The organism is Streptomyces sp. TN58, assembly GCF_001941845.1.
Lineage (GTDB): Bacteria > Actinomycetota > Actinomycetes > Streptomycetales > Streptomycetaceae > Streptomyces.
In genome coordinates this window covers 6,809,146-6,829,688 of record NZ_CP018870.1, presented here as the reverse complement: position 1 = coordinate 6,829,688, position 20,543 = coordinate 6,809,146, and the positions used below count along the sequence as shown (strand labels likewise).

Sequence of the window (20,543 nt, the reverse complement as noted above, 5' to 3'; positions counted from 1 at the left end):
GAACGTTGCTTTAGGCTGCCGCCATGAGTCGCAAACCGATGGTCCGCCCGGGCGGGCGCAGCGCGCGCGTGCAGGAGGCGGTGCACACCGCGGTGCGCGAGCTCCAGGCGGAGCTGGGCCGCGCGGAGCTGACCGTCCCGCTGATCGCGGCGCGCGCCGGCGTCACCCCGTCGACGGTCTACCGGCGCTGGGGCGATCTGCAGGCGCTGCTGTCGGACGTCGCCGTGGAGCGCCTGCGGCCGGACGCTCCGCCGCGCGACCACGGCAGCCTGGCCGTGGACCTGCGCGGCTGGGCCGAGCAGTTCGTCGAGGAGATGGCGTCCCCGGTCGGCCGCGCCTACATCCGCGACGCCCTCCTCGGGGCCCCCGACGGCGACAACGCCACGCGGTGCTCGCAGTACGCCGCGGAGCAGATCGGCGTCGTACTCGCCCGGGCGGCGGAGCGCGGCGAGGACGCGCCGGGGGTCGAGCCGGTGCTGGACCGGGTCGTGGCGCCGATCATGTACCGCATCCTCTTCCGCCCCGGCGGCCTCACCGCCGACTACGCGTGCGGGCTCGTGGACGAGTTCCTGGACGGCTTCGCCGCGGCCCCGCCGGGGACGGCTTCCAGCCGGTAGGCGTCGCCGTCGGCGACCACGCGGCCGGCGGTCGGCGGGGGGAAGTGCGTACCGAGGAGGAGCGTGCCCGTCCCGGCGAGCGAGGCGAGCACGGATCGGCGGGTCGCCTCGGCCCGAGCGGGGTCGATGTCGACGCAGCTGCCGATCTCCGGGTGCGCCAGCTGTACGGGGTGGTGAATGCAGTCCCCGGTGATCAGCGCCGTGGCGCCGCCGCCGGTCACCCGGACGGCCGTGTGGCCCGGCGTGTGCCCGGGCGCCGGTACCAGCTCCAGGCCGGCGGCCAGGGTGAGGCCTCCGGCCGGTACGTCGACCGCTTCGAGCAGGCCCGCCTCCTCCACCGGGTGCACGGAGTCGCGGAAGACGGCCGCTCGGGCGTCGTCCATGGCGTGGTCCGCCCAGAAGTCGTACTCCGCCTTCGAGGTGAGGTAGCGGGCGTTGGGGAAGGTCGGTACCCAACTGCCTGCGACCTGGCGGGTGTTCCAGCCGACGTGGTCGGTGTGCAGGTGGGTCAGCAGGACCAGGTCGACCGACTCCGGCGGGAATCCCGCCAGCGTCAGCCGTTCGAGGTAGTCGGTGCGCAGGCCGTGCCACGCCGGGTTGGCCCGGGTCTTGCCGTTGCCGATCCCCGTGTCGACGAGGACGCGCAGGCCGTCCACGACCATCGCGAAGCTGTGGCTGTCCAGGCGCAGGACTCCGTCGCGATCGGCGAAGTCGGGGCGCAGCCAGCCGTGTTCGCGCACGACGCCGGCGGTGGCGGCGGGCAGGAGCCAGGAGCCGGTCTGCGGTGGCAGGGGGACTTCGTCGATGCGGTGGACGGCGACGGAGCCGACCGTCCAGGACGGGACGGAAACGGGCGCGGGGACGGAAGCGGGGACGGAAGGGGAAGCGGGGGCGGAAGCGGAGGCGGAAGCGGGGGCGGGCGGCACTGCGTGCACGGGAGGCCTTCCTGCGTCAGAGGGGGCGAGAACCCCACCTAAAAGCAATTGATTCGCTTTTTGGAACCCTAGACCCCCGCCCGCCACTAACGCAATCTGTTAGCTTTTAGTTGCGGTGAACGTCCACCGCCCCTTCCCCCTCGACCCGTTCAGGAAGGACACCTGTGTCCGCCGACGACCTCACCCCCGAGGAGGCGGCCCGCTGGGCCGCACGCTCCGGCCTCGCCCTGGCGCCCGAACGCCACGCCGAAGTGGCCGTCACCGCCGCCCACATCCACTCCGTCGTGTCCGTCCTGCGGGAACTCGACTTCGGGGACACGCCGCCGTCCGCCGCGTACCGCGCGGGAGAGGGGCAGCACGATGCAGCCGTATGAACTGACCGTGGCTGACGCCGCCGAGGCGGTCCGGACGCGCCGGCTGTCGCCGGTCGAGCTGGTGGACTCGGTACTGGAGCGCATCGAGGAGGTGCAGCCCAGCCTGGGCCCCTATGTCTCGGTGACGGCGGACCGGGCGCGGAGTACGGCGCGGCGCGCGGCCGCCGACATCGCCGCGGGCGGGGCCCGCAGCCCCCTCCACGGCATACCCGCGGGCCTGAAGGACCTGATCGACGTGGCCGGTACGGCCACCTCCGCGAGTTCCCGGGTCCGCGCGGGGCACCGGGCGCCGGCCGACAGCACGGTCGCCGCACGGCTCTCCGCGGCCGGGGCGGTGTTCGTCGGCAAGACCCACACCCACGAGTTCGCCTACGGCCTCACCACCCCCCAGACCGGCAACGCCTGGGACCCGCGCCGGGTGGCCGGCGGATCCAGCGGCGGCTCGGCCGTCGCGGTCGCGGCCCGCGCGGCGACGTTCGCGCTGGGGACCGACACCGGCGGATCGATCCGGGTGCCCGCCGCCCTGAACGGGATCGTCGGCCTCAAGCCCACCTACGGGCTGGTCCCCCGGCACGGTGTGACCTCGCTGTCCTGGTCCCTCGACCATGTCGGGCCCCTCACCCGGACCGTGGAGGACGCCGCCCTGGTCCTGGCCCGGCTGGTGGGCCGCGACCCGCGCGACCCGGCGTCCGTCGCGGCGCCGCCCGGCGACTACCGGCCCGGTCCTGGCACGGACCTGACGGGACTTCGGGTCGGCGTGCCGGGCAACTACTACTTCGACCACGTCCACCCGGACGTCGAGGCCGCGGTACGGGGTGCGATCGCCCGGCTGGAAGACCTCGGCGCACGCCTCGTCGACGTCACGATCCCGATGACGCGCTACATCCGGGCGATCCAGTGGGGGCTGATGGTGCCCGAGGCGACGGCGTACCACGAGCGGACGCTGCGGGCGGTACCCGGCCTCTACTCGGCGGACGTACGGGTCCTGCTGGAGGCCGGCGAGCTGATGACCGCCGGGGACCACCTGCGTGCGCAGCGCGCCCGTACGCTCCTGCGGCAGGCGTGGACGGACATGACGGACCTGGACGCGGTCGACGTGATCGCCGCGCCCACCGTGCCGATGACGGCCGTGGAGGCCGGGCAGGCCACGGTGACCTGGGGCGACGGCACGGTGGAGAGCGTCTCCGACGCGTACGTGCGGCTGTCGGCCCCGGCCGACGTGACGGGGGTGCCGTCGCTGACCGTCCCGGTCGGCCTGGACCCGCAGGGGCTGCCGATCGGCATGCAGCTCATGGGGAGGCCCTTCGGCGAGGCGGCCGTGCTGCGCGCCGGCCACGCCTACGAGCGGACGGCCCCCTCCATCGGCCCGGCCCCGGCGGTCCCCTACCGCGACCGCACGGCCCGTACTCGGGCTCGGAGCGAGCGAGCCCGGTAACCGCGGCCCGGGGTGCTGGGGCGTGTCGCGAACGTCCCGTCCGGCTCGCGGCGCCCGGCACGGCACCTCGCCGCGTTGCCGGGATCGTCGGCATACGACCGGTACGCGGATGACCCTCCGCCTTGCGAGGCACCGCGCCAGACACCGCGCCCCGACAAACCTTCCCGGCCACAGCACTAGGGCCTGTCGTCAAAGTGATCCTGCATTGTGGATCATGGTTGGGTGATACGTCGCCATGAACTGTCGGACGCTGAGTGGGAACTCGTGCAGCCGTTGCTGCCTCGGCCCGTGTTGGGGCGGCCGCGGCTGGACGACCGGACGATCCTGAACGGGATCGTGTGGAAGTTCCGGACCGGGGTCGCCTGGCGGGACGTGCCCGACCGGTACGGGTCGTGGGCCAGCCTCCACACCCGTTTCCGCAGGTGGGCGGCGGACGGAACCTTCGAGCGGATGCTCCAGGCCGCGCAGGCGCAAGCGGACGCGGCAGGCGACATCGAGTGGCTGGTGTCGGTGGACTCCACCGTTGTCCGTGCCCACCAGCACGCGGCCGGAGCCCGAAAAGGGGGCTCCGCAGCCCGGCCCTCGGCCGGTCCCGCGGCGGACTGACCAGCAAGATTCACCTGGCCTGCGATGGGGCGGGCCGCCCCCTCGCGTTCGTCCTGACCGGCGGGAACACCAACGACTGCACCCAGTTCACCGCCGTGATGGACGCGATACGGGTGCCCCGGATCGGGCCGGGTCGACCGCGCATCAGGCCCGACCACGTCATCGGCGACAAGGGCTACAGCTCGAAGGCCATCCGTACTTGGCTGCGGCGGCGCGGCGTCACGCACACGATCCCTGAACGGTCCGACCAGGTCCGCAACCGGACCCGGCGAGGCGGCCGGGGAGGCAGGCCGCCGGCCTTCGACAAACAGGTCTACAAGCGCCGCAACGTGGTGGAACGGTGCTTCAACCGGCTCAAGCAGTGGCGCGGCATCGCGACCAGGTACGACAAGACCGCCCAGTCCTACCAAGCAGCCGTCACCCTCGCGTCGCTCCTGATGTGGGCGTGACACTTTGACGACAACTCCTAGCGGCGCCTGGCGCCACGCCCCACCGCCGCGAGCCGGACGGAACTCCCGAAGCGCCCTATGGTGGGCCCATGCGGCTGCTGCTGACCTCGGACACCCACGTGCCCTCGCGCGCCAAGCGCCTCCCGGAAGGCCTGTTGCGGGCCGCCGGCGAGGCCGACGCGGTGATCCACGCCGGGGACTGGACCGACGAGGCCACCCTCGACGTACTGGAGTCGGCGTCGCGGCGCCTGATCGCCGTGTACGGCAACAACGACGGGCCCGCCCTGCGCCGCAGGCTGCCCGAGGTCGCCCGCGCCGAACTCGGCGGCCTGCGCTTCGCCGTCGTCCACGAGACCGGGCCGGCCGCCGGTCGCGAACGCCGCTGCGCCGCGCTCTTCCCCGACACGGACGTCCTGGTGTTCGGGCACAGCCACATCCCCTGGGACTCCACCGCCCCTGGCGGGCTGCGCCTGCTCAACCCCGGCTCCCCGACCGACCGGCGGCGCCAACCCCACCACACGTATCTGACCCTCACCGCCGAGGACGGCGCCCTGAACGACGTCGTCCTCCACCGCCTGACCGTGTGAGGCCCCGCAGGTCCGGGCACGGGGGTCACTCCGGATCGTTCCGGATGTCCTGCCCGGCGCTGCCGTGGCTGGCTTGTCGGCGCCCGCAGACCGACCAGCCAGGATCCCGGGGAGCCGCGATGCCGACGTCCGCCGCCGATGACCGCCGCCCGGCCGGCACCGTACCCGGGCACTTCGAACGCCGGGTGCTGTCCGCGGTCGGCTGCGGGCTGCGGGCTGCGGGCTGCGGGACGACGAGATCGCCGCAGCCCTGGCCCTCCCGGAGGACGCCGTGGCCGGACACCTCGCGCGGATCCTCGCCCAGCTCGGCCTGCGCGACCGCGCCGCCTGCCATCGTCCACGCCTTCGACTGCGGCCTGGTCGCCCCTGGACGGGGCCCGCGCATCCGCGCGGCGGACCCGGTGCCGCCGGCCGCCCCGGGCCCGGAGGCCGGCCCGCGGCTGCGGATCTCATCGACATCGTCAGCGCCCTCGACCACCCCGACACCCACCGCGAAACCCTCGCCGAACGCATGCTCCTGCCTGTCCCCCAGGGCCACTGCAACAGCCCCATCGCCGGCTACGCACGCGCCGAACGCAGCGGCGACCTCTCCCTGCGGGCCTCGGTGTTCACCCCCGCCGGCAAGGTCGTCCCCAACACCCACGAGTGGGCCGGCCGCCTCGACCCCGCCACCCTCGGCACCTCCGTCGCCGTCGCACTCCTGCGCCAGGGCGCCCGCGAAGTCATCGACACCATCCCCCACTAAATGTTGCGGGTCATCACGTTGTCGACGGTGGGTTTGGGGCGGTCGGCGGGGCGGGATCGGTTTTGGACGGTCCGGCGCGGACGATGGCTTGGTCTCCTCGCGGACCGAACAGGTGCAGGATCTCCACGGCGCTCGTGTCCGCGGGGCCGAACCAGTGTGGCTCGGTGGTGTCGAACTCGGCCACTTCGCCGGGCCGCAGCGTGAAGTCCCGCGCCCCGAGGATGAGGCGTAGCCGACCGGCGAGGACGTAGAGCCATTCGTAGCCCTCATGTGTGACCAGTTCCGGCTGGCGGGGTGCCAGTACCTGCTTGAAGACCTGCACTCGGCCCGGGTACTGCGTCAGGGGCACGAGGACGCTCCCGCGCTCCTTGTGCAGGGGCCGGAGGTGCACCCGAGGGTCACCGCTGGCCGGCGCCGCCACCAGCTGGTCGAGTGCGACGTGGTGCGCCCGTGCCAGGGGGATGAGCAGGTCCAGAGTCGGGCGCCGCCTGCCTGATTCCACCCGGGACAGTGTGCTGACCGAGATCCCGGTCGTGGCCGCGAGTGCCTCCAGCGTGAGTCCCCGTTCCCTGCGCAGCCTGCGCAGCCGGGGCCCGATGCCATCGAGAATCTGCTCCAGCTCCGCGTCAGTGGATCCTGTGTTCATGGATCCAATTTTGCAGTGTTCGCAAAATTGATGGGCTGCGGCCGTCGCCCGGGCCGAGCCTTGCCGGGCACTGTTTCCCGAACATCAGAGGTAGACCGTGACCGCGACAACACACCCTGTTCAACCCATGCTGAGTGCGCGCAGACGCTGGACGGTACTGGCCGTCTGCTGCCTGAGCATGTTCCTGGTGGGCCTGGACACCACCATCGTCAATGTGGGTCTGCCGGCCATCGGGCGCGGCCTGGATGTCGACACGCGCGGTCTCGAATGGATCGTGGACGCCTACACCCTCGTCCTGGCCAGTCTTCTGATTTCCTCCGGCGCACTGGCGGATCGCTTCGGACGCCGCCGGGTGTTCCAGTGCGGGCTGGTCGTGTTCGGCGCGGCCTCACTGGTCTGCGCGCTCGCCCCGTCGGCGGGCGTACTCATCGCGGCCCGCGCCCTGCAGGGCATCGGCGCCTCGATGCTCAGCCCCGTGGGGCTCGCGATCGTGGTGAACGCGATGCCGGACCCGAAGGAACGGGCGCAGGCGATCGGCATCTGGGCGTCAGTGTTCGGGCTGAGCATGGCCGCCGGACCCGTCACGGGCGGCGCGCTGCTCGCAGGGCTCGACTGGCGGGCGCTGTTCTGGATCAACGCACCCGTCATCGCGGCCGCTCTGCTGCTCAGTGCGGTGTTCGTGCCGGAGTCCCGGGCACAGCGGGCCCGGCGGCTCGACCTGCCCGGCCAGGTCCTGCTGACCATGGTCCTCGCAGTTGTGGTCGGCGTCCTGATCGAAGGGCCGCGCATCGGCTGGACGTCGCCTGCGGCGCTGGCGGGATACGCATGGGCTGCCGTGGCGACAGCCGGATTCGTGTGGGTCGAGTCCCGCCGACGTGAGCCGCTGATGGATCTGCGGCTCTTCGGGCGCCCGGTCTTCAGCGGTGCCGTCGTGGGCGCGGTGGCGGTCTTCGTCGCCCTGAACATGACGCTGCTGCTGAACACCCTCTACCTGCAGCACACCCGCGGATGGACGCCGCTGGCCGCCGGCGTGGCGACCTTGCCCTTGGCCGTCGGAGCGACCGTCTGCGCCCCCTGGTCCGGCCGCATGGTCGGCCGCACGGGACCGCGGCTGCCGCTGCTCCTTGCCGGCGGTTTCATCACCGTCGGCGGGCTCTGCCTGGTCCGGCTCACCCCGCACACGAGCGTGCTCCTGCTTCTGGCCGCATATTCGCTCATCGGCGTCGGGTTTGGCTTCGCCAACGCCCCGATCACCAACACCGCGGTCAATGGACTGCCACCCGCCCGTGCCGGCGTGGCCGGGGCGATCACCTCCACCGCACGGCAACTCGGCTCCGCCCTCGGCATCGCTCTCGCCGGCGGCCTGGTCATGGCCACCAGCCCGACGGGGCTCGCACACGCATCCCGCCCGGGCTGGATCCTGGTCGCCACCTGTGGCGTCCTGCTCTTCCTCATCGCCCACGTAGCACGGCCGAAGGAGCCCACGACGGGCCCCGCCTCCCCACAAGCGCGATGAACCGCGTGACTCATTGCAACGCACCGTTGTCCGTTGAAGGGCGCCTCCACCTCGTCGAGCGCTGCCGAACTCGCCCCATCGCGCACGTCGCCGCTGAGATGGGCATCTCCCGGGCCTGTGCCTCAAAGTGGGTGAATCGCTACCGCAGATTCGGCGAGATCGGGCTCTTGGACCGCTCCTCGACGCCACGACACCAGCCGACGGCCACCCCAGACGAAGTAGTAGCGCAGGTCGAGGTCCTCCGACGCGCCCACAAGTGGTCGGCAGCCCGTATCTCTTTCGAGCTCACACAAGCCGGGACACCCATCAGCCGACGGACCGTGAGCCGGCATCTGGCCCAGCTGGGGCTGAACCGGCGCAGGTTCATCGACCCAAACGGGGCGTCGAACAGGGACCCCCAAAAGATCATTGCTCGTCGACCAGGGCACATGGTCCACGTCGATGTCAAGTAAGTCGGTCGCATCCCCGACGGTGGCGGATGGCGCGTTCACGGCCGCGGGAGCGAACAAGCCAAGTCCGTCGACAGACGCAAGAAGAAGACCGAACGCGGCGGCTACGTATACCTGCACTCAGCCGTCGACGGATTCAGCCGACTTGCCTTGCCGGTGCGGATCCGGACGGTGTCGCCGGCGAACTCCAGCGTGACCTCCAGCGCGAGCTCACCTACGACGGGCTGCGGGCCGCCGAGGCCAAGGGCAGCAAGGGCGGGCGCCGCCCCGCTGTCCCGGCCGACAAGACCGACACCGTGCGCATGGCGTACCTGGAGGGCTGCTCCATCGCTGCCCTCGCCCGCGAGTACCGGGTCAGCCGCGGCGCCATCCGCACGGCCGTCGCCGACCTCCTGCCCGACCGCGCCGCTGCCAACGCAAGGTCGCCGACTACCTCCGCGCCGCCACCGAGCTGGAGCCCACCGAGCGCGCCGCGCTCGACCAGGGAGTGACCGTACGATGCGGCCAGGGCTACACCCTGCGCGTCACCGCCGTCCCGGCCGTGCACCACCAACTCCTCACCCGCTGCCAACCGCTCGACGGCAGCCAGGACCTTCGCGCGGACCCGGCCCAGCGCAAGGCCCGCCGCGAGTACGAAAACCGGTCAGTACGCCCACACCCTGACCATGATCGTTCTCAGCGCCAACCCCTGTACCGATGTTCCCCGAGGCCGGTGAGCCCCGCGGGTTCAGGGAAACCGAAGCATGTTCAGTGGGAACTCGCGGGGCGATCCGTGTGCATCAGCTGGGCGTATCCGTGGGTTCGGCGGGAACCATGGGGAGGTTGGCGAGGCGGCGGGCTTCGGCCGTTACCTCTGCGTCGATCTGAGCCACTGCCTCGTCGCCGTCTTCGAGCATCCCGTACTCGTCGTCGAGCTCGGCCAGCCGCTCAGCCAGAGGCAGCTCGTGCCCGTAGCGCCGGTGAATCCGGAAAGTGAGCTCCCAGGGTTGCAACTCGCCGGCGAGCATGCGCCGTGCGATTGCTCGCACGGCAGCCTCTTGGCCGGTTTCGCCGCTGGCTGGATGGAGGGTGAGGCCGAGTTCGGCGAGTGCCGGGGGAAGCAGGTCGTGGACGTCGTAGTCCGCCTCGGCGCGCGTGCAGGCGGCGAGGATCCGGAGGCTGGGGGTGTCGAGTCCGGCGACGAGCGCATCGCAGGCGGAATTGACGACCTCGCTCGCACTGATGTCCCCCACCCTCCAGAGGGCGGCATGGTCCTGGAGAGCGATTGCTGCTGCTTCGGTCGACGTCACACGCCCATGATTGCGTCAGGGGGCGTCCGGGTCGAACAAGTTTCATCGAGTTGCTGTTCGGCGGCCTGTTCCAGCAAGGCTCGCGCGGAGTCCGCGTAGCGCATTGCTGTCTTGTCGTCGAGCCCGAAGACTGCGGCGAGGTGGAGAGGATCGGGCCCGTGGGTCAGGGCTTCTTCGAGTAGCCGGTCGACACGGAGCCGTTCGAGCGTCGCGTCCTGCCCGCGCATCGAGGCGCTGATCCAATGGTTGCTGGCGCGGCTGGCTTTCGTGGCGGTCTGGTTGTTGATCAGCAGGTGGAAGTTCGCGGTGTTCGGCCACCGGCTTCGCCGGTGATCCAGCCAGTCCAGCAGCAGTTTCAGAGTGAGGTCGTCGAGCGGGCGGACGCGTCCGGCGATGGTCAGCCGGCGGTTGCCGAGGTCGACGTCGTCGAGCATGAGGGTGGCGATCTGGGTGACCCTGGCGGCGTGGACCGCCGCGAGGGCGAGGATGAGCCGCGTCGCCGGTGTGGTGGCAGCCGCGACGGAGCGGTCGACCTGGGCGGGGACGAGCGGTTGCAGCACGGCGTATTCGTACTGACCGACCTTGATCCGGCTGGTCGGGTTGCGGAAGATCAGCCCACTCCGCTTGGCCCAGGTGAACAGCGAACGCATAGCCACGAGTTGGTCATGCCGCTGGCGGCCGTGCAGTGTCTTGATGTCGTCGTCGCGGGTCACTTCCCGCAGGTTGTCGTAGTGGGTCGACCACTCCAGCAGGGCCGGACGGACTCGGCTGAGGGAGAGCCAGACTGTGCCTTCCCGTCGCGGGAGGCTGCGGGGGCCACCATTGTGCAGGACGCGGGTCCATCGCTCGGCTTCCGAGCGGATGCCGGGGGAGAGTCCCTCCAGACGCTCGGCGAGCCAGCCCTCGAGGGAGGGTTCGCTGTCGTCCTCGAAGATCTCCATCTTCTCCAGGACTGTGACGACGTGTCCGACCCGCAGGTCCAGAGCCCGTAGCGGGGCAAAGATCTCTGTGTGCCGGATGATGTCGCCCTCGACGTAGCCGGTGAGGATGAGGGCCAGGCCGCGGTTGACGGCGAAGCGGATGCCGCGTCCCCAGCCACGGGTTTCGGCGAACTGGTAGGCGAGGTACTTCGCCCAGGCCAGCCAGGGACTGGCCAGGTCGGCGTCGGCCGGGTCGAGGCGGCCGTAGTCGCGCGGGATCTGTCCGAAGAGCGGTAGCTGTCTCCAGTCGGCACTCAGCCGCCAAGCCGGCGCGGGTGGCGGCTTCGGGAGGGTTCCTCGCCCTCCTCCGCGGCGCGCGACGACGGGTGCGGACCCTCTGCGGTAGTGCAAAGCCCATAAAGAACAGCTGGTGGTGCCGGACGGCGTCGAGCCGGTCTCTCACGTCGGTCTCGGCTGCCAGCCGGCCGGCAGTGGCCTTGGCGTGGAGCCGGGCCTGACACCAGCACAGACGGCAGTAGTCCCACTTCAGTGGCTGGGTGCGACGGCAGCCGAAGCAGACGGCCGTCGCGTGGCTGCGGCCGAACATGTAGCAGGCAGGGCAGAGCCGTCCGCTGAAGTCGCCCCAGGCCAGGCAGCTGTCGCAGGAGTCGGTGGGCTTGCGATAGCCCTTCGGATACCGGCTCATGCAGGCGGCAGTGGCCGGCCGTCGCGACGCTTGGGCACCACCGCTGGAACTGGTGCGGCGGCGCCGACAGCGGTCTGGGTGGCGTTCTCCTCGCCGGGGCGGCTGACCTTCCGTGGTTCCGGGATCAGCAGGTCGCCGATCTCGCAGCCGAGCACGACACAGATGACGTCCAGGTCGTCCAGCTTGAGAGAGACCGGCTGGCCGGACCACAGCCCGGACATCTTCCCGGCTGAGATCACCAGGCCGTGCTCGGCCAGGCTCCGCTGGAGCTCGGATACCCTTGTTCGCGGCGGTCAGCCGCAGGTTCCACCTCATCGGGCCAGTCCTTCCAGCCGCTTCGCGGCCCGTTCCCCCCGGCGACCCAGGCGTCCTCGACCCGGGTCTGCTGCCGTGGATATATCGCATCGTGGTGGCGATCCAGGAATGTCCCAAAACTTCCTGAATTGCGAGCAGGTCTAGCCCGTGCCCATAGAGCTGGGACGCGCAGAAGTCCCGCAGGACGTGCGGCGTCAACTTGTCCGTCCAGCTCGGCAGATGAGCCTTGACGGCATTGTCGAGGCCGTTGCGCAGGGCGTCGTCGCCGACCCGGCGGGCGGAACCGTCGGTGTTCTTCCGCTCACTCGGGAACAGCGGGGCGCCGGGCCGGGTGTGGTCGTCGTCAAACTGGCCCCAGACGTCCTCGATGAACCACCGCAGCGTGCGGTCGGCGCCGTTGATCAGCGGCACCATCCGCTCGCGCGGGCCCGATCCGGGGGCGCCCTTGCCGTGGCGGACGTGGAGCTTGCCGAAGCGGCCCAGGTCCCACTTGATATCGCCCAGGTCGAGACCGCACGTCTCGCTCACCCTCAGGCCGACCTGGCACATCAGCTTCGAGGCGGTGTAGTTCCGGGCAGTCGGGGCGAACTTCCGGCAGGTCGCCAGCTCGCCGCCCCAGCCTCTGAACAGCGTGCCGATCTCCGGCTCACTCGGCGGGATCCGCGATTGGGCGTCCTTGGCCCCGCGCGGCCGGTTCATCTCATCGATCGGGCACTCGACCACCCGGCCGGTCATCCGGTGGATCTCGACCTTGTGCCGGAGCTCCAGGAACATGAAGTACGTGCTCAGCGCCTGCGACCGGCCCAGGCGAGTGCCGCTGGGCGCTTGCCGCAGCGCCTTCCCGAAGTACGCGTCCGCGTCGGCGGGCTCCATGTCCCACAGCGGCCGGCCGAACCAGGACCTGATCTGATCCAGGTGTCCGACGTCCCCGCGGATCGTGCCGTCCGCCAACCCTGCCGAGGCCCGCGCCAGGACGAACCCGGACAGCACGTCGGTCTCGAACCCCTCAAGCTCCTCAGTCGACGCGGGCGCCCAGTGCTCACGCAGGTCCCGTACAACTGCCAGCGCCGCCAACCCGAGCCTCCCCGCCTTCGGTCTAACTGCGGATCGGTCGGACGAGATGAGAAGGCTTCAGGAATCTCGAAGTTACGTCACTGGCCGACAGGCCACGCGAACGGGGAAGAACCCCCTGGCCACGGGGTCAGCGCCTCAGCAGGGCTCAGAACAACCCACGGGATGTCGCGCATACGGCCGGAGTTGTCGTAGCTCCGTTCCCGACGGGCGTGACATCGGCTTTCGGACAATAGATGATGATCGTAGTCTTCGCGGGTCTGCGTGCGCCCGACTGTCGCTGGGGGAACAAGAGGTCTACCAGTCGTGCGGCGCCGCGCCCGTGACGGCTCTCCATAGCCTCTTCGCGAAGGAACCCTTCTGGTGCGTCCCACTCGTGCGACGGCCCTGCTCACCGCAGGTGTCGTCACCCTTCTCGGTGGACCGGTCAGCGCTGCGGGCGCCGCCGAGACCCCGGCCAACCTCTACGTGAGCAACCACGACGGCTCCAACTGCTCCGACGCGGGCACCGGTACGCAGGCCGTCCCGTACTGCACGATCTCCGCGGCGGCCAAGGTCGTGCAGCCGGGCCAGACGGTGCGGATCAAGCCGGGCAAGGTCTACGACGAAGCCGTCACCATCGCCCGCTCGGGGGAGCCGGGCAAGCCCGTCAGCTTCGTGTCCGAGATCCAGCCGGGCCCTGCCGGGCACGTACAGCTGGCCGCCGGCAAGGGGCTGACCGTGACCGGCGCCTCTCACGTCGTGCTGAACAAGCTGCTCATCCGCGGCGGCCTCCAGATCAAGGGCTCCTCCGACGTGGAGCTGGACCGGATCCACAGCCGCAACGTCGGCCAGGCCTCTCTCGTGGTCGGCGAGGGAAGCTCGAACGTGCGCGTCAGCCGGGGCAACCTGGGCGAGGTGCTCGTCAACGGCGGTTCTCGCAACACCGTGCTCAGCCGCAACAATGTCCTCGGCCACTCCCGCCCGGCGGTGGCCGTGGCGGATGCGCCAGGCACCGTCGTCACCAACAACACGCTCTACGGCTACTGCGCGGCGACCCTCTCGGTCACCGGAAGCTCGACCGCCTCCGGCATCTTCAACAACGTGCTCCTCACCGAGAGCACCGGCGGCGCGTGCACGTCGGCCGATCCGCGGAACGCGGTCCTCGTGTCGCAGACCGCGGCGGCGGGCACGCTCGCTGACTACAACCTGCTGTCCGCCGTTCCCGGTCTCGCCCCGGTGCCCTACAGCTGGTCCGGCACCACGTACAAGGATGCGGGCACGTTCCTGGCCGCCACCGGCCAGGGTGCGCACGACATCTCGAACGAGTCGGACGTGGAGGGCGACGGGTTCGAAGGCTCGCCGCGCATCGACTCCGCCGATGCCACGGCGCCGGGCGTCCTGCTCACCGACGTCGCCGGAAAGCCGATGGTGGACGACCCGCTCGTTCCCAACACCGGGAAGAACGGCGGATACCTCGACCGCGGAGCCAGCGAGCTCCAGGACGGCCTTTCCCGGGCCACGGTGACGGTCGACCCGGCCCACGCGCCGGCCGGGACCGAGGTCCAGGTGCAGGCGGGCTCCGACAGCCGATGGCCCACCACGATGAGCTACCAGGTCGACTTCGGCGACGGGACGGCTCCGGTCGTCGCCTCGCCGGGCACCCCGCACGCCCCCGTCAAGCACGCCTACAGCCGGCCCGGCGACTACGTGGTCAAGGTGACGGCCGTCAACGGTGTCGGCGTGAAGGCCTCCGCCGAGAAGCCGGTCAAGGTGGCCCCGGCCGGCCCGGGGACGGCGGACTTCACCGCCACGCAGGTCCTGCCGCCCGCGGGCGGCTCGGACGCGCACGTCGCCCCGCTGACCTACGCCTTCAATGCCTCGGCGTCGGTGACGCCGTGGCCGGTGGCGCGCATGGACGTGAACTTCGGTGAAGGCTGGTCCCAGAGTTACGACGGTCTGACCGCCGTGCAGCACACCTACGCCAAGCCGGGCGCCCACGAGGTTACGGTCAAGCTCACCGACATCAAGGGCGGCACGGCCACGACCACCCGGACGGTGGCGGTGGACTATGCGCCGTCCGGCTTCGTGGCTCCCGAAAGGCCTCACCGTCTGACGGACACCCGCTTCCACGGCGGCGCCATCCGGGGCGGCGAACCGACTGTCGTCCGCATGCCGATCCAGCTGCCGACATCGGATCACACCACCGCGGGCGGCATGTCCTCGGTGGTCCTCAACGTGACCCTGACCGGTGCCACGCAGGACACCCACCTCAGCGTGTCGCCGACCCGCGAGGACCGTCCGGAGACGTCGAACGTCAACGTCCGGGTGGGCGGCACCACGTCGAACACGGTGACCGTCCCCGTCGACAAGAACGGCTGGGTCTGGATGCGGCTCAACTCCGGTCAGGCCCATCTGATCGTGGACTTCGTGGGCCACTACCAGCCGAACGCCGGCCATAAGTTCAGCCCGATCGCCCCCACTCGCCTTGCCGACACCCGTACGGCGGGCGGCCCGCTGGCCGGCGGTACGACGCGCCCGGTGAAGGTCGCGGGAGTGAACGGCATCCCGGCAGACGCCAAGGCAGTCGCGGTCAACCTGACGAGCACGAGTGCGACGTCGGATTCGTGGGTGTCCGCCTACCCGGACTCGGCGCATCCGACGGGGAGCTCGAACCTGAACCCGGAGCCGGGCAAAGACAAGTCCAACCAGGTCATCGTCCCGGTCGGCCCGAACGGCACGATCTGGCTGTACAACAACGCCGGGTCCACGCACCTGATCATGGACGCGGTGGGCTACTACGGCAGCGACTCCAAGGCCCTGTTCACCCCGGTCGTGCCGAAGCGTCTGGCCGACACCCGGCTGACGGGCAAGCTCGCCCCGGGCGCGACCACAACGGTGTCCGGCCTGCCGGCCGACGCGGTGGGCGCCGTGCTGAACCTGACGGCCACCGAGACCACCGGTCCCGGGTTCCTGACCGCGTTCGGCCACGGGTCCGCTCGCCCGGAGGCGAGCAGTCTGAATACCCTCCCCGGGCTGACCGTCCCGAACCACGTGACGACCCCGGTCGGGGACGGCAAGGTCAGCGTGTTCAACAGCTGGGGCGGCAGCAACCACGTGATCACCGACCTGCTCGGCTACTTCACGCAGGACTGATCCCCGTACCACCTGGACCCCGTATCACCTGACCCCGGAGCCCCGGTCCCCCGCACACCGTGCGGAGGCAGGGGCTCCGGGTCGTCCGGGACGGCCTGATCCTCAGCCGGAGGCCCGGGCGGCGTTGCCGAGGACCCTGGTCGGGGTGATCCGGACGACCACGCGGACGTCTTCGGCCGGGGCGTTCTGGTGCTCCGGACCATCCTCGCGGGCGCGGGGTCGACACTTTCTGAGCTGGGACTTTATCGCCTCAGGTAGCCGTTTTCATTCAGTCGCTTCTGATGTATGGATGAACACCCGGTCCGCCACACCCGCCCCCGGCCACGTGCCGAAGACAAAATCGGCGCATGCCCGGCCGGTTGCATGCGAGGGCGATGGCGGTGGTGTCGTCAGCCGGCCATTCTGCCTGGTCACGTCTATGTAGGTTGTGGAAGGGTGCTGGCATGTCCAGCCCGATCACGTACCCGGTCTTCCGCACTCCGGACTCTGCCTTGGCACTGTCCGTGGCACGACGGCTTGTGGCGATCGGTGACCGCCAGCACGCCGAGGTCTCGGTCGACGTCGAGCTGCGCACCGTCCCCGAGGTGCTGCGGATACGCGAGGCTCTGCCGGATGCCTGGTTCCGGAAGGAGGATGCGGACGACTGGGTACGTGACCCGTCCGACCCCACGGGTCTGCACGGCGGTGTCCACGCACCCGACCTCCCCAGTGATCCGGAGTTCCTCTCTCCGCAGCTGCCGCTATGGGCATCGATGGAGTACCGGCCCGTGGGCTCCATCGAGGACGGGTTCGCCGCCTTGGTCGGCTCGAACATCGGCGAGATCTGGTGGTCAGGGCTGATATGGCCCGACGTACCGGAGCTCGATCTACACGGCGAACCCAACAACGCCCGGGTCTTCCTCCTGTTCAACAGCCGCCACATCGGTGTCGGCTGACGCACCGATGACCACACCGTTCTCGTGACGGTGCGCCGCCGCGGGTCTTCCCACGACGAACGGCACGCCTCCTGGCTGGCCGACCAGATCGGCCAGTCCGTCATCGGCCCCGGCCAGCAGTAGTCCGTGCCGTGAGGACCAGGCAGCGACCTGCCACTCGGGTCGGTGGTGCCTCGACCCCAGACCCCGCAGGGAGTGTCTCGCCGTTCCGGGTGAACCGGTCGCCTCCTTCGGTGTGGAGGATCTACTCGGGGCGGCCGCCCGGACCGCCCGCCCGAAGTGGTCGGGCGCCTCGGTCCGGCCCTCGGCGCGCGACCAGCTCGGCCACCGCGTGCGCGGCACGCCGCAACCGACGGCATTCAACCGGTGCGGCCGGCCCGCCTCCAGCGCCTCGGCCACGTCGCGCAGGAGCGTGGCGGGCACGGCTGTAGCAAAACACCACGGCTTGGACGCGGACGCGGACGGGGCCGGTGGCGGTGGCGGTGGTCTCGACGGTTCGACGGGCTCTTCGGCGGGGCCGGCCGCAGCATCGCTTCATCGTCGCTGCGGTAAGTCCTCCTTCTGTTCGACTTCCATCTCGGCGCGTTCCTGGGTGATCTCGCGGGTGAGGAAGAAGTTGAGGACGGTACGGATGCCGGCGATGGCCGGCAACGCCAGTCGAGCCGGGCCCGACGGCCGCCGCTCCCGTCCTCCCCGGTTTACGGGGCGGGGGTGAACTCCACGTCGGTGCCGCCGTAGCCGGTCCCGCTCCATCTCGTCGACCGCGAGGCGCCAGCGGAGCTTGGACCATGGGTTTCAGGGCTGCAAACGAACGAAGGCCCGAGGTCTGCGACCTGGGCCTTCACAGCGGATCTTGTGGCGGAGAGGAACGACCTGGCCCGCTGGCGGCCAGCGCCATCCGTGCGCCGGCCGATCGGGCCGGCGCACGGACGGGGCTTCGGCGCTACTTCGTGTAGTAGCCGGCCACGTCGGCGATCAGATCGACCGCTCCCGCGTTGTTGTAGAAACTGACCCTCCCGTTGACGACGGGGACGATCACGAGGTTCGGAATCGTCTGCCCGGTGGTGAAGTTGAGGTTCGAGGCGCTGGTACGGGTCGTGCCGTTCGGGTACACCGACACGTGGCTGTCCGTCGTGGGGTCGGTCGCCGTCACGTTCAGGACGACGGCCGTGACACCCGACGCCGGGATGGTCGAGGTACCCGCGACCTGCAGGGTCACCGTGCCGCCCTGGCCGACCTTGGCCTTCGGCACACCCAGCCCGCTGCGCGTGTCCATCAACCGCGTCGGGGTGACCGGCTTGTAGGAGGAGCCCGAGCCGTCCGTCGTGTAGTAGCCCGCCACGTCGGCGATCAGGTCCACCGAACCGGCGTTGTTGTAGAAGCTGACCTTCCCGTTCACCACGGGGACGATCACGAGGTTCGGAATCGTCTGCCCGGTGGTGAAGTTGAGGTTCGAGGCGCTGGTACGGGTCGTGCCGTTCGGGTACACCGACACGTGGCTGTCCGTCGTGGGGTCGGTCGCCGTCACGTTCAGGACGACGGCCGTGACACCCGACGCCGGGCTGGTCGAGGTACCCGCGACCTGCAGGGTCACCGTGCCGCCCTGGCCGACCTTGGCCTTCGGCACACCCAGCCCGCTGCGCGTGTCCATCAACCGCGTCGGGGTGACCGGCTTGTAGGAGGAGCCCGAGCCGTCCGTCGTGTAGTAGCCCGCCACGTCGGCGATCAGGTCCACCGAACCGGCGTTGTTGTAGAAGCTGACCTTCCCGTTCACCACGGGGACGACGACCAGATTCGGAATCGTCTGCCCGGCAGTGAAGTTCAGGTTCGAGGCGCTCGAACGCGGCGTCCCGTCCGGGTACACCGACACGTGGCTGCCCGTGGTCGGGTCGGTCGCCGTCACGTTCAGGACCACGGCCGTGACACCCGACGCCGGGATGGTCGAGGTACCCGCGACCTGCAGAGTCACCGTGCCGCCCTGACCCACCTTCGCCTTCGGCACACCCAGCCCGCTGCGCGTGTCCATCAACCGCGTCGGGGTGACCGGCTTGTACGTGCCCAGGCCGGAGACCGCAGGCGGCGTCACCGTCAGCGTGCCGGCCGCGTACTGGTGGCTCAGTGCTCTCACGCTGATGTTCCAGTGGCCCGCGGGAGCCGTGCGCAGGTCCACGGTGGCCTTCAGGGTGCGGGCGTCGTCGGAGACCGAGACGGTCTTGGCCGTCAGCGGCGCCGGCCCGCCGGTCAGGTCGACAGTGGTGCTCGTGCCCAGCGCCGTTCCTTGAACGGTGAGGGTGGCGACGGTACCGCTCTGCACAGTGGTCGGCGTGACCGTCCCGATGGTCACCTCCTCCGAGCCGCACGGAGCGGTGGTGCAGACGAGCTCGGCGCGGTAAGCCGTACGGTCGGTGCGATCCGGCAGGGCCAGGACGAACAGGCTCTGGTCGGAGCCCTGGCAGTCGTACGAGGACGACCCTCCCATGCAGAGGTTGTTTCCGGCCTGGTTGTACAGCGAGGGGACCGGAAGGTACGACCCGTCGTCCGTGGCCGTGATGGTCGCCCTGAACCGGTCGCCCTTCACGCTCGGCAGGACGGCGCACACGCCGGTCCGCTCCTCGAAGAGCGTCCCGGTCAGCGGGCCGTACCCGTACGCGACCGACCCCGAGCGCGCGCAGTCAGCGGCGGGCCCGGCGGCGGTGGCGATCCGCCAGGCGTCGAGGCGGTAGGAAGCGGGCAGGGACCAGTTCTCCGGAGCTTGGGTGACGACCTGGTAGCCGGTGGAACCGGTGGGCGTGCACGCCGAAGTCCGTGGATGGCAGGCGATGTCGCCGGCGTTGTTCATGATCAGCATGTTGGTGCTGTCGTGGGCGTCCCGGACGTCGACGTGCAGCCGGTCCGTAGCGGCTGCCGTGGTGATCCGGTGGCAGCGCAGGGTGCCGCTCTGGCCGGACGTCCCGGTCGTGGCCGGGGCTCCGACCGCCGTGGCCGCCGAGGTGGCGCAGCCGCGGGCCGCAGCGGTGACGTCGCGGCGGTCCAGGGTGTGGCCGCGCGGGACGTCCTGCCCCTCCAGGAGCACGGTGTAGGCCTTGCCCGCCGTGAAGGAGCAGCTGGTGAGGCCGTCGGTCCGGAGCTGCTGCCCCGGGGTGGCGTGGCTGTGGCAGGAAGGCCCGTTGCCATCGGTGTCGATCAGGCTGATCGCGTAGTCCGGGAACAGGTCCGCGTCGTCCGGAAGGCTGTAGCGGATGCGCAGGAGTTCGGAGGTGGAGTGCGCGTCGGCCGGGATCGTCAGGCAGTGCGAGAAGACGCCGTTGCCGGTCTCCAGCCGCACCGTCCCCGAGTCGTCGGCGAACGTCCCCGCGGGCAGGGTCTGACAGTTCTTCTGGAGGACGTCCGTGCGGACGAAGTGGACGCCGTACGGACCGGTGGCCTCGGTGTCGTCGGCGTGCACCAGCGCGCGGAACGGCGCCGTGCCGGTCAGCCCGCAGATGCCCTCGGCGAGGTCACCGGCGGTGCACTGCGCGGTGCCGTTCCGGTCGACCACCTCGACCTGGACGGTCAGACCCGCGCCGCCGCGCGAGGTGAGGGCAGCGATCCGGGCGCCCTGCTGGCTCGGCAGCTCCAGGCAGTGCGTCTGCCCGGCCGCGGTGAACGTGCCCGCGTACCGTCCCTCGGTGACGCCGACGCAGTCCTCGGCGACCGGTGCGGCCTGAGCGGTGCCCACTGGCAGGAGCAGCGCAGCGAGGACGCCAAGCAAGCCCGTCAATACGGTGGAAAACAGGCGTCTTCCGGACGCCGATGCGGTTGTCATGGACCCCC

At 70.6% G+C, this 20,543-nt stretch carries 15 protein-coding genes and 5 pseudogenes; 12 read left to right on the top strand and 8 right to left on the bottom strand.

The genetic code is table 11. The features are described from left to right. The first annotated feature begins 23 nt into the window (after positions 1-23). A complete protein-coding gene (locus tag BSL84_RS30910) occupies positions 24-617 on the top strand; it encodes a TetR/AcrR family transcriptional regulator (protein ID WP_075971707.1) in 594 nt (197 codons plus the stop codon). Here BSL84_RS30910 and BSL84_RS30905 read toward each other — a convergent pair. Continuing rightward, complete coding sequence (locus BSL84_RS30905; protein ID WP_075972326.1) at positions 542-1,423, bottom strand: MBL fold metallo-hydrolase; 882 nt, start codon at positions 1,421-1,423, stop codon at positions 542-544. The genes BSL84_RS30910 and BSL84_RS30905 overlap by 76 nt on opposite strands. A 293-nt stretch (positions 1,424-1,716) precedes the next feature. Here BSL84_RS30905 and BSL84_RS30900 point away from each other — a divergent pair, with 293 nt between their 5' ends. From BSL84_RS30900 to BSL84_RS30880, 4 genes and pseudogenes are all read left to right on the top strand, one after another. After that, positions 1,717-1,926, top strand: coding sequence for a hypothetical protein (locus BSL84_RS30900; protein ID WP_030031586.1), 210 nt, complete (start codon positions 1,717-1,719; stop codon positions 1,924-1,926). Continuing rightward, a complete protein-coding gene (locus BSL84_RS30895) occupies positions 1,913-3,361 on the top strand; it encodes an Asp-tRNA(Asn)/Glu-tRNA(Gln) amidotransferase GatCAB subunit A (protein WP_075971706.1) in 1,449 nt (482 codons plus the stop codon). The genes BSL84_RS30900 and BSL84_RS30895 overlap by 14 nt, the downstream gene beginning before the upstream one ends. Before the next feature lie 225 nt (positions 3,362-3,586). Next, a pseudogene (locus BSL84_RS35030) lies at positions 3,587-4,416 on the top strand (IS5 family transposase). Positions 4,417-4,505: 89 nt separating this feature from the next. Continuing rightward, complete coding sequence (locus BSL84_RS30880; RefSeq protein ID WP_045322242.1) at positions 4,506-5,003, top strand: metallophosphoesterase family protein; 498 nt, start codon at positions 4,506-4,508, stop codon at positions 5,001-5,003. Between the two features lie 25 nt (positions 5,004-5,028). Here the strand turns inward: BSL84_RS30880 and BSL84_RS37690 are convergent, their stop codons facing one another. Then, positions 5,029-5,337: a hypothetical protein gene (locus tag BSL84_RS37690; RefSeq protein WP_075971705.1), complete on the bottom strand. Its 309-nt coding sequence runs from the start codon at positions 5,335-5,337 to the stop codon at positions 5,029-5,031. A gap of 108 nt (positions 5,338-5,445) precedes the next feature. Here BSL84_RS37690 and BSL84_RS30870 point away from each other — a divergent pair. Continuing rightward, positions 5,446-5,748: pseudogene (locus BSL84_RS30870) on the top strand (hydroxymethylbilane synthase); the annotation flags it as partial. A gap of 13 nt (positions 5,749-5,761) precedes the next feature. Here the strand turns inward: BSL84_RS30870 and BSL84_RS30865 are convergent. After that, positions 5,762-6,394, bottom strand: coding sequence for a helix-turn-helix domain-containing protein (locus BSL84_RS30865; protein ID WP_075971704.1), 633 nt, complete (start codon positions 6,392-6,394; stop codon positions 5,762-5,764). A 127-nt stretch (positions 6,395-6,521) separates the two neighbouring features. Here BSL84_RS30865 and BSL84_RS30860 point away from each other — a divergent pair, with 127 nt between their 5' ends. The 3 genes and pseudogenes from BSL84_RS30860 to BSL84_RS37225 all read left to right on the top strand — a co-directional run bounded on the left by BSL84_RS30860 (position 6,522) and on the right by BSL84_RS37225 (position 8,850). Beyond that, complete coding sequence (locus BSL84_RS30860; protein ID WP_075971703.1) at positions 6,522-7,910, top strand: MFS transporter; 1,389 nt, start codon at positions 6,522-6,524, stop codon at positions 7,908-7,910. A gap of 5 nt (positions 7,911-7,915) precedes the next feature. After that, a pseudogene (locus BSL84_RS30855) lies at positions 7,916-8,509 on the top strand (helix-turn-helix domain-containing protein); the annotation flags it as partial. Positions 8,510-8,661: 152 nt separating this feature from the next. Next, a complete protein-coding gene (locus BSL84_RS37225) occupies positions 8,662-8,850 on the top strand; it encodes a hypothetical protein (protein ID WP_234363662.1) in 189 nt (62 codons plus the stop codon). A gap of 288 nt (positions 8,851-9,138) precedes the next feature. Here BSL84_RS37225 and BSL84_RS30845 read toward each other — a convergent pair whose 3' ends face one another. The 4 genes and pseudogenes from BSL84_RS30845 to BSL84_RS37220 form a co-directional block, all read right to left on the bottom strand. After that, positions 9,139-9,648, bottom strand: a complete 510-nt coding sequence (locus tag BSL84_RS30845) for a hypothetical protein (RefSeq protein ID WP_075971702.1) — start codon at positions 9,646-9,648, stop codon at positions 9,139-9,141. Next, positions 9,645-10,979 (bottom strand): hypothetical protein, encoded by a 1,335-nt coding sequence (locus tag BSL84_RS30840; protein ID WP_234363572.1) that lies wholly within the window; start codon positions 10,977-10,979, stop codon positions 9,645-9,647. Before BSL84_RS30840 ends, BSL84_RS30845 begins: the two co-directional genes overlap by 4 nt. A gap of 291 nt (positions 10,980-11,270) precedes the next feature. Next, a pseudogene (locus tag BSL84_RS30835) lies at positions 11,271-11,589 on the bottom strand (helix-turn-helix domain-containing protein). Between the two features lie 132 nt (positions 11,590-11,721). Beyond that, a pseudogene (locus BSL84_RS37220) lies at positions 11,722-12,138 on the bottom strand (tyrosine-type recombinase/integrase); the annotation flags it as partial. A 223-nt stretch (positions 12,139-12,361) separates the two neighbouring features. Between BSL84_RS37220 and BSL84_RS37215 the strand changes: the two are divergent. The 3 genes from BSL84_RS37215 to BSL84_RS30820 all read left to right on the top strand — a co-directional run bounded on the left by BSL84_RS37215 (position 12,362) and on the right by BSL84_RS30820 (position 16,730). Then, entirely contained in the window at positions 12,362-12,499 is a 138-nt protein-coding gene (locus BSL84_RS37215) for a hypothetical protein (RefSeq protein ID WP_234363661.1), read from the top strand. 524 nt (positions 12,500-13,023) lie between these two features. Beyond that, positions 13,024-15,795: a PKD domain-containing protein gene (locus tag BSL84_RS30825; protein WP_075971701.1), complete on the top strand. Its 2,772-nt coding sequence runs from the start codon at positions 13,024-13,026 to the stop codon at positions 15,793-15,795. A gap of 443 nt (positions 15,796-16,238) precedes the next feature. Continuing rightward, positions 16,239-16,730 carry a hypothetical protein gene (locus BSL84_RS30820; protein ID WP_075971700.1) on the top strand — a complete coding sequence of 164 codons (492 nt, stop codon included), beginning with the start codon at positions 16,239-16,241 and terminating at the stop codon, positions 16,728-16,730. Between the two features lie 943 nt (positions 16,731-17,673). Here the strand turns inward: BSL84_RS30820 and BSL84_RS37210 are convergent. Next, entirely contained in the window at positions 17,674-20,448 is a 2,775-nt protein-coding gene (locus BSL84_RS37210; RefSeq protein ID WP_075971699.1) for a hypothetical protein, read from the bottom strand. Positions 20,449-20,543: the final 95 nt, after the last annotated feature.

Excerpts from the sequence above, each read along its gene's own strand:
- BSL84_RS30820 (WP_075971700.1), top strand. The coding sequence starts at position 16,239 with ATGTCCAGCCCGATCACGTACCCGGTCTTCCGCACTCCGGACTCTGCC.
- BSL84_RS30910 (WP_075971707.1), top strand. The coding sequence starts at position 24 with ATGAGTCGCAAACCGATGGTCCGCCCGGGCGGGCGCAGCGCGCGCGTG.
- BSL84_RS37690 (WP_075971705.1), bottom strand. The coding sequence starts at position 5,337 with ATGGCAGGCGGCGCGGTCGCGCAGGCCGAGCTGGGCGAGGATCCGCGC.
- BSL84_RS30860 (WP_075971703.1), top strand. The coding sequence starts at position 6,522 with ATGCTGAGTGCGCGCAGACGCTGGACGGTACTGGCCGTCTGCTGCCTG.
- BSL84_RS30880 (WP_045322242.1), top strand. The coding sequence starts at position 4,506 with ATGCGGCTGCTGCTGACCTCGGACACCCACGTGCCCTCGCGCGCCAAG.
- BSL84_RS30895 (WP_075971706.1), top strand. The coding sequence starts at position 1,913 with ATGCAGCCGTATGAACTGACCGTGGCTGACGCCGCCGAGGCGGTCCGG.
- BSL84_RS37215 (WP_234363661.1), top strand. The coding sequence starts at position 12,362 with ATGAAGTACGTGCTCAGCGCCTGCGACCGGCCCAGGCGAGTGCCGCTG.
- BSL84_RS30865 (WP_075971704.1), bottom strand. The coding sequence starts at position 6,394 with ATGAACACAGGATCCACTGACGCGGAGCTGGAGCAGATTCTCGATGGC.
- BSL84_RS37225 (WP_234363662.1), top strand. The coding sequence starts at position 8,662 with ATGGCGTACCTGGAGGGCTGCTCCATCGCTGCCCTCGCCCGCGAGTAC.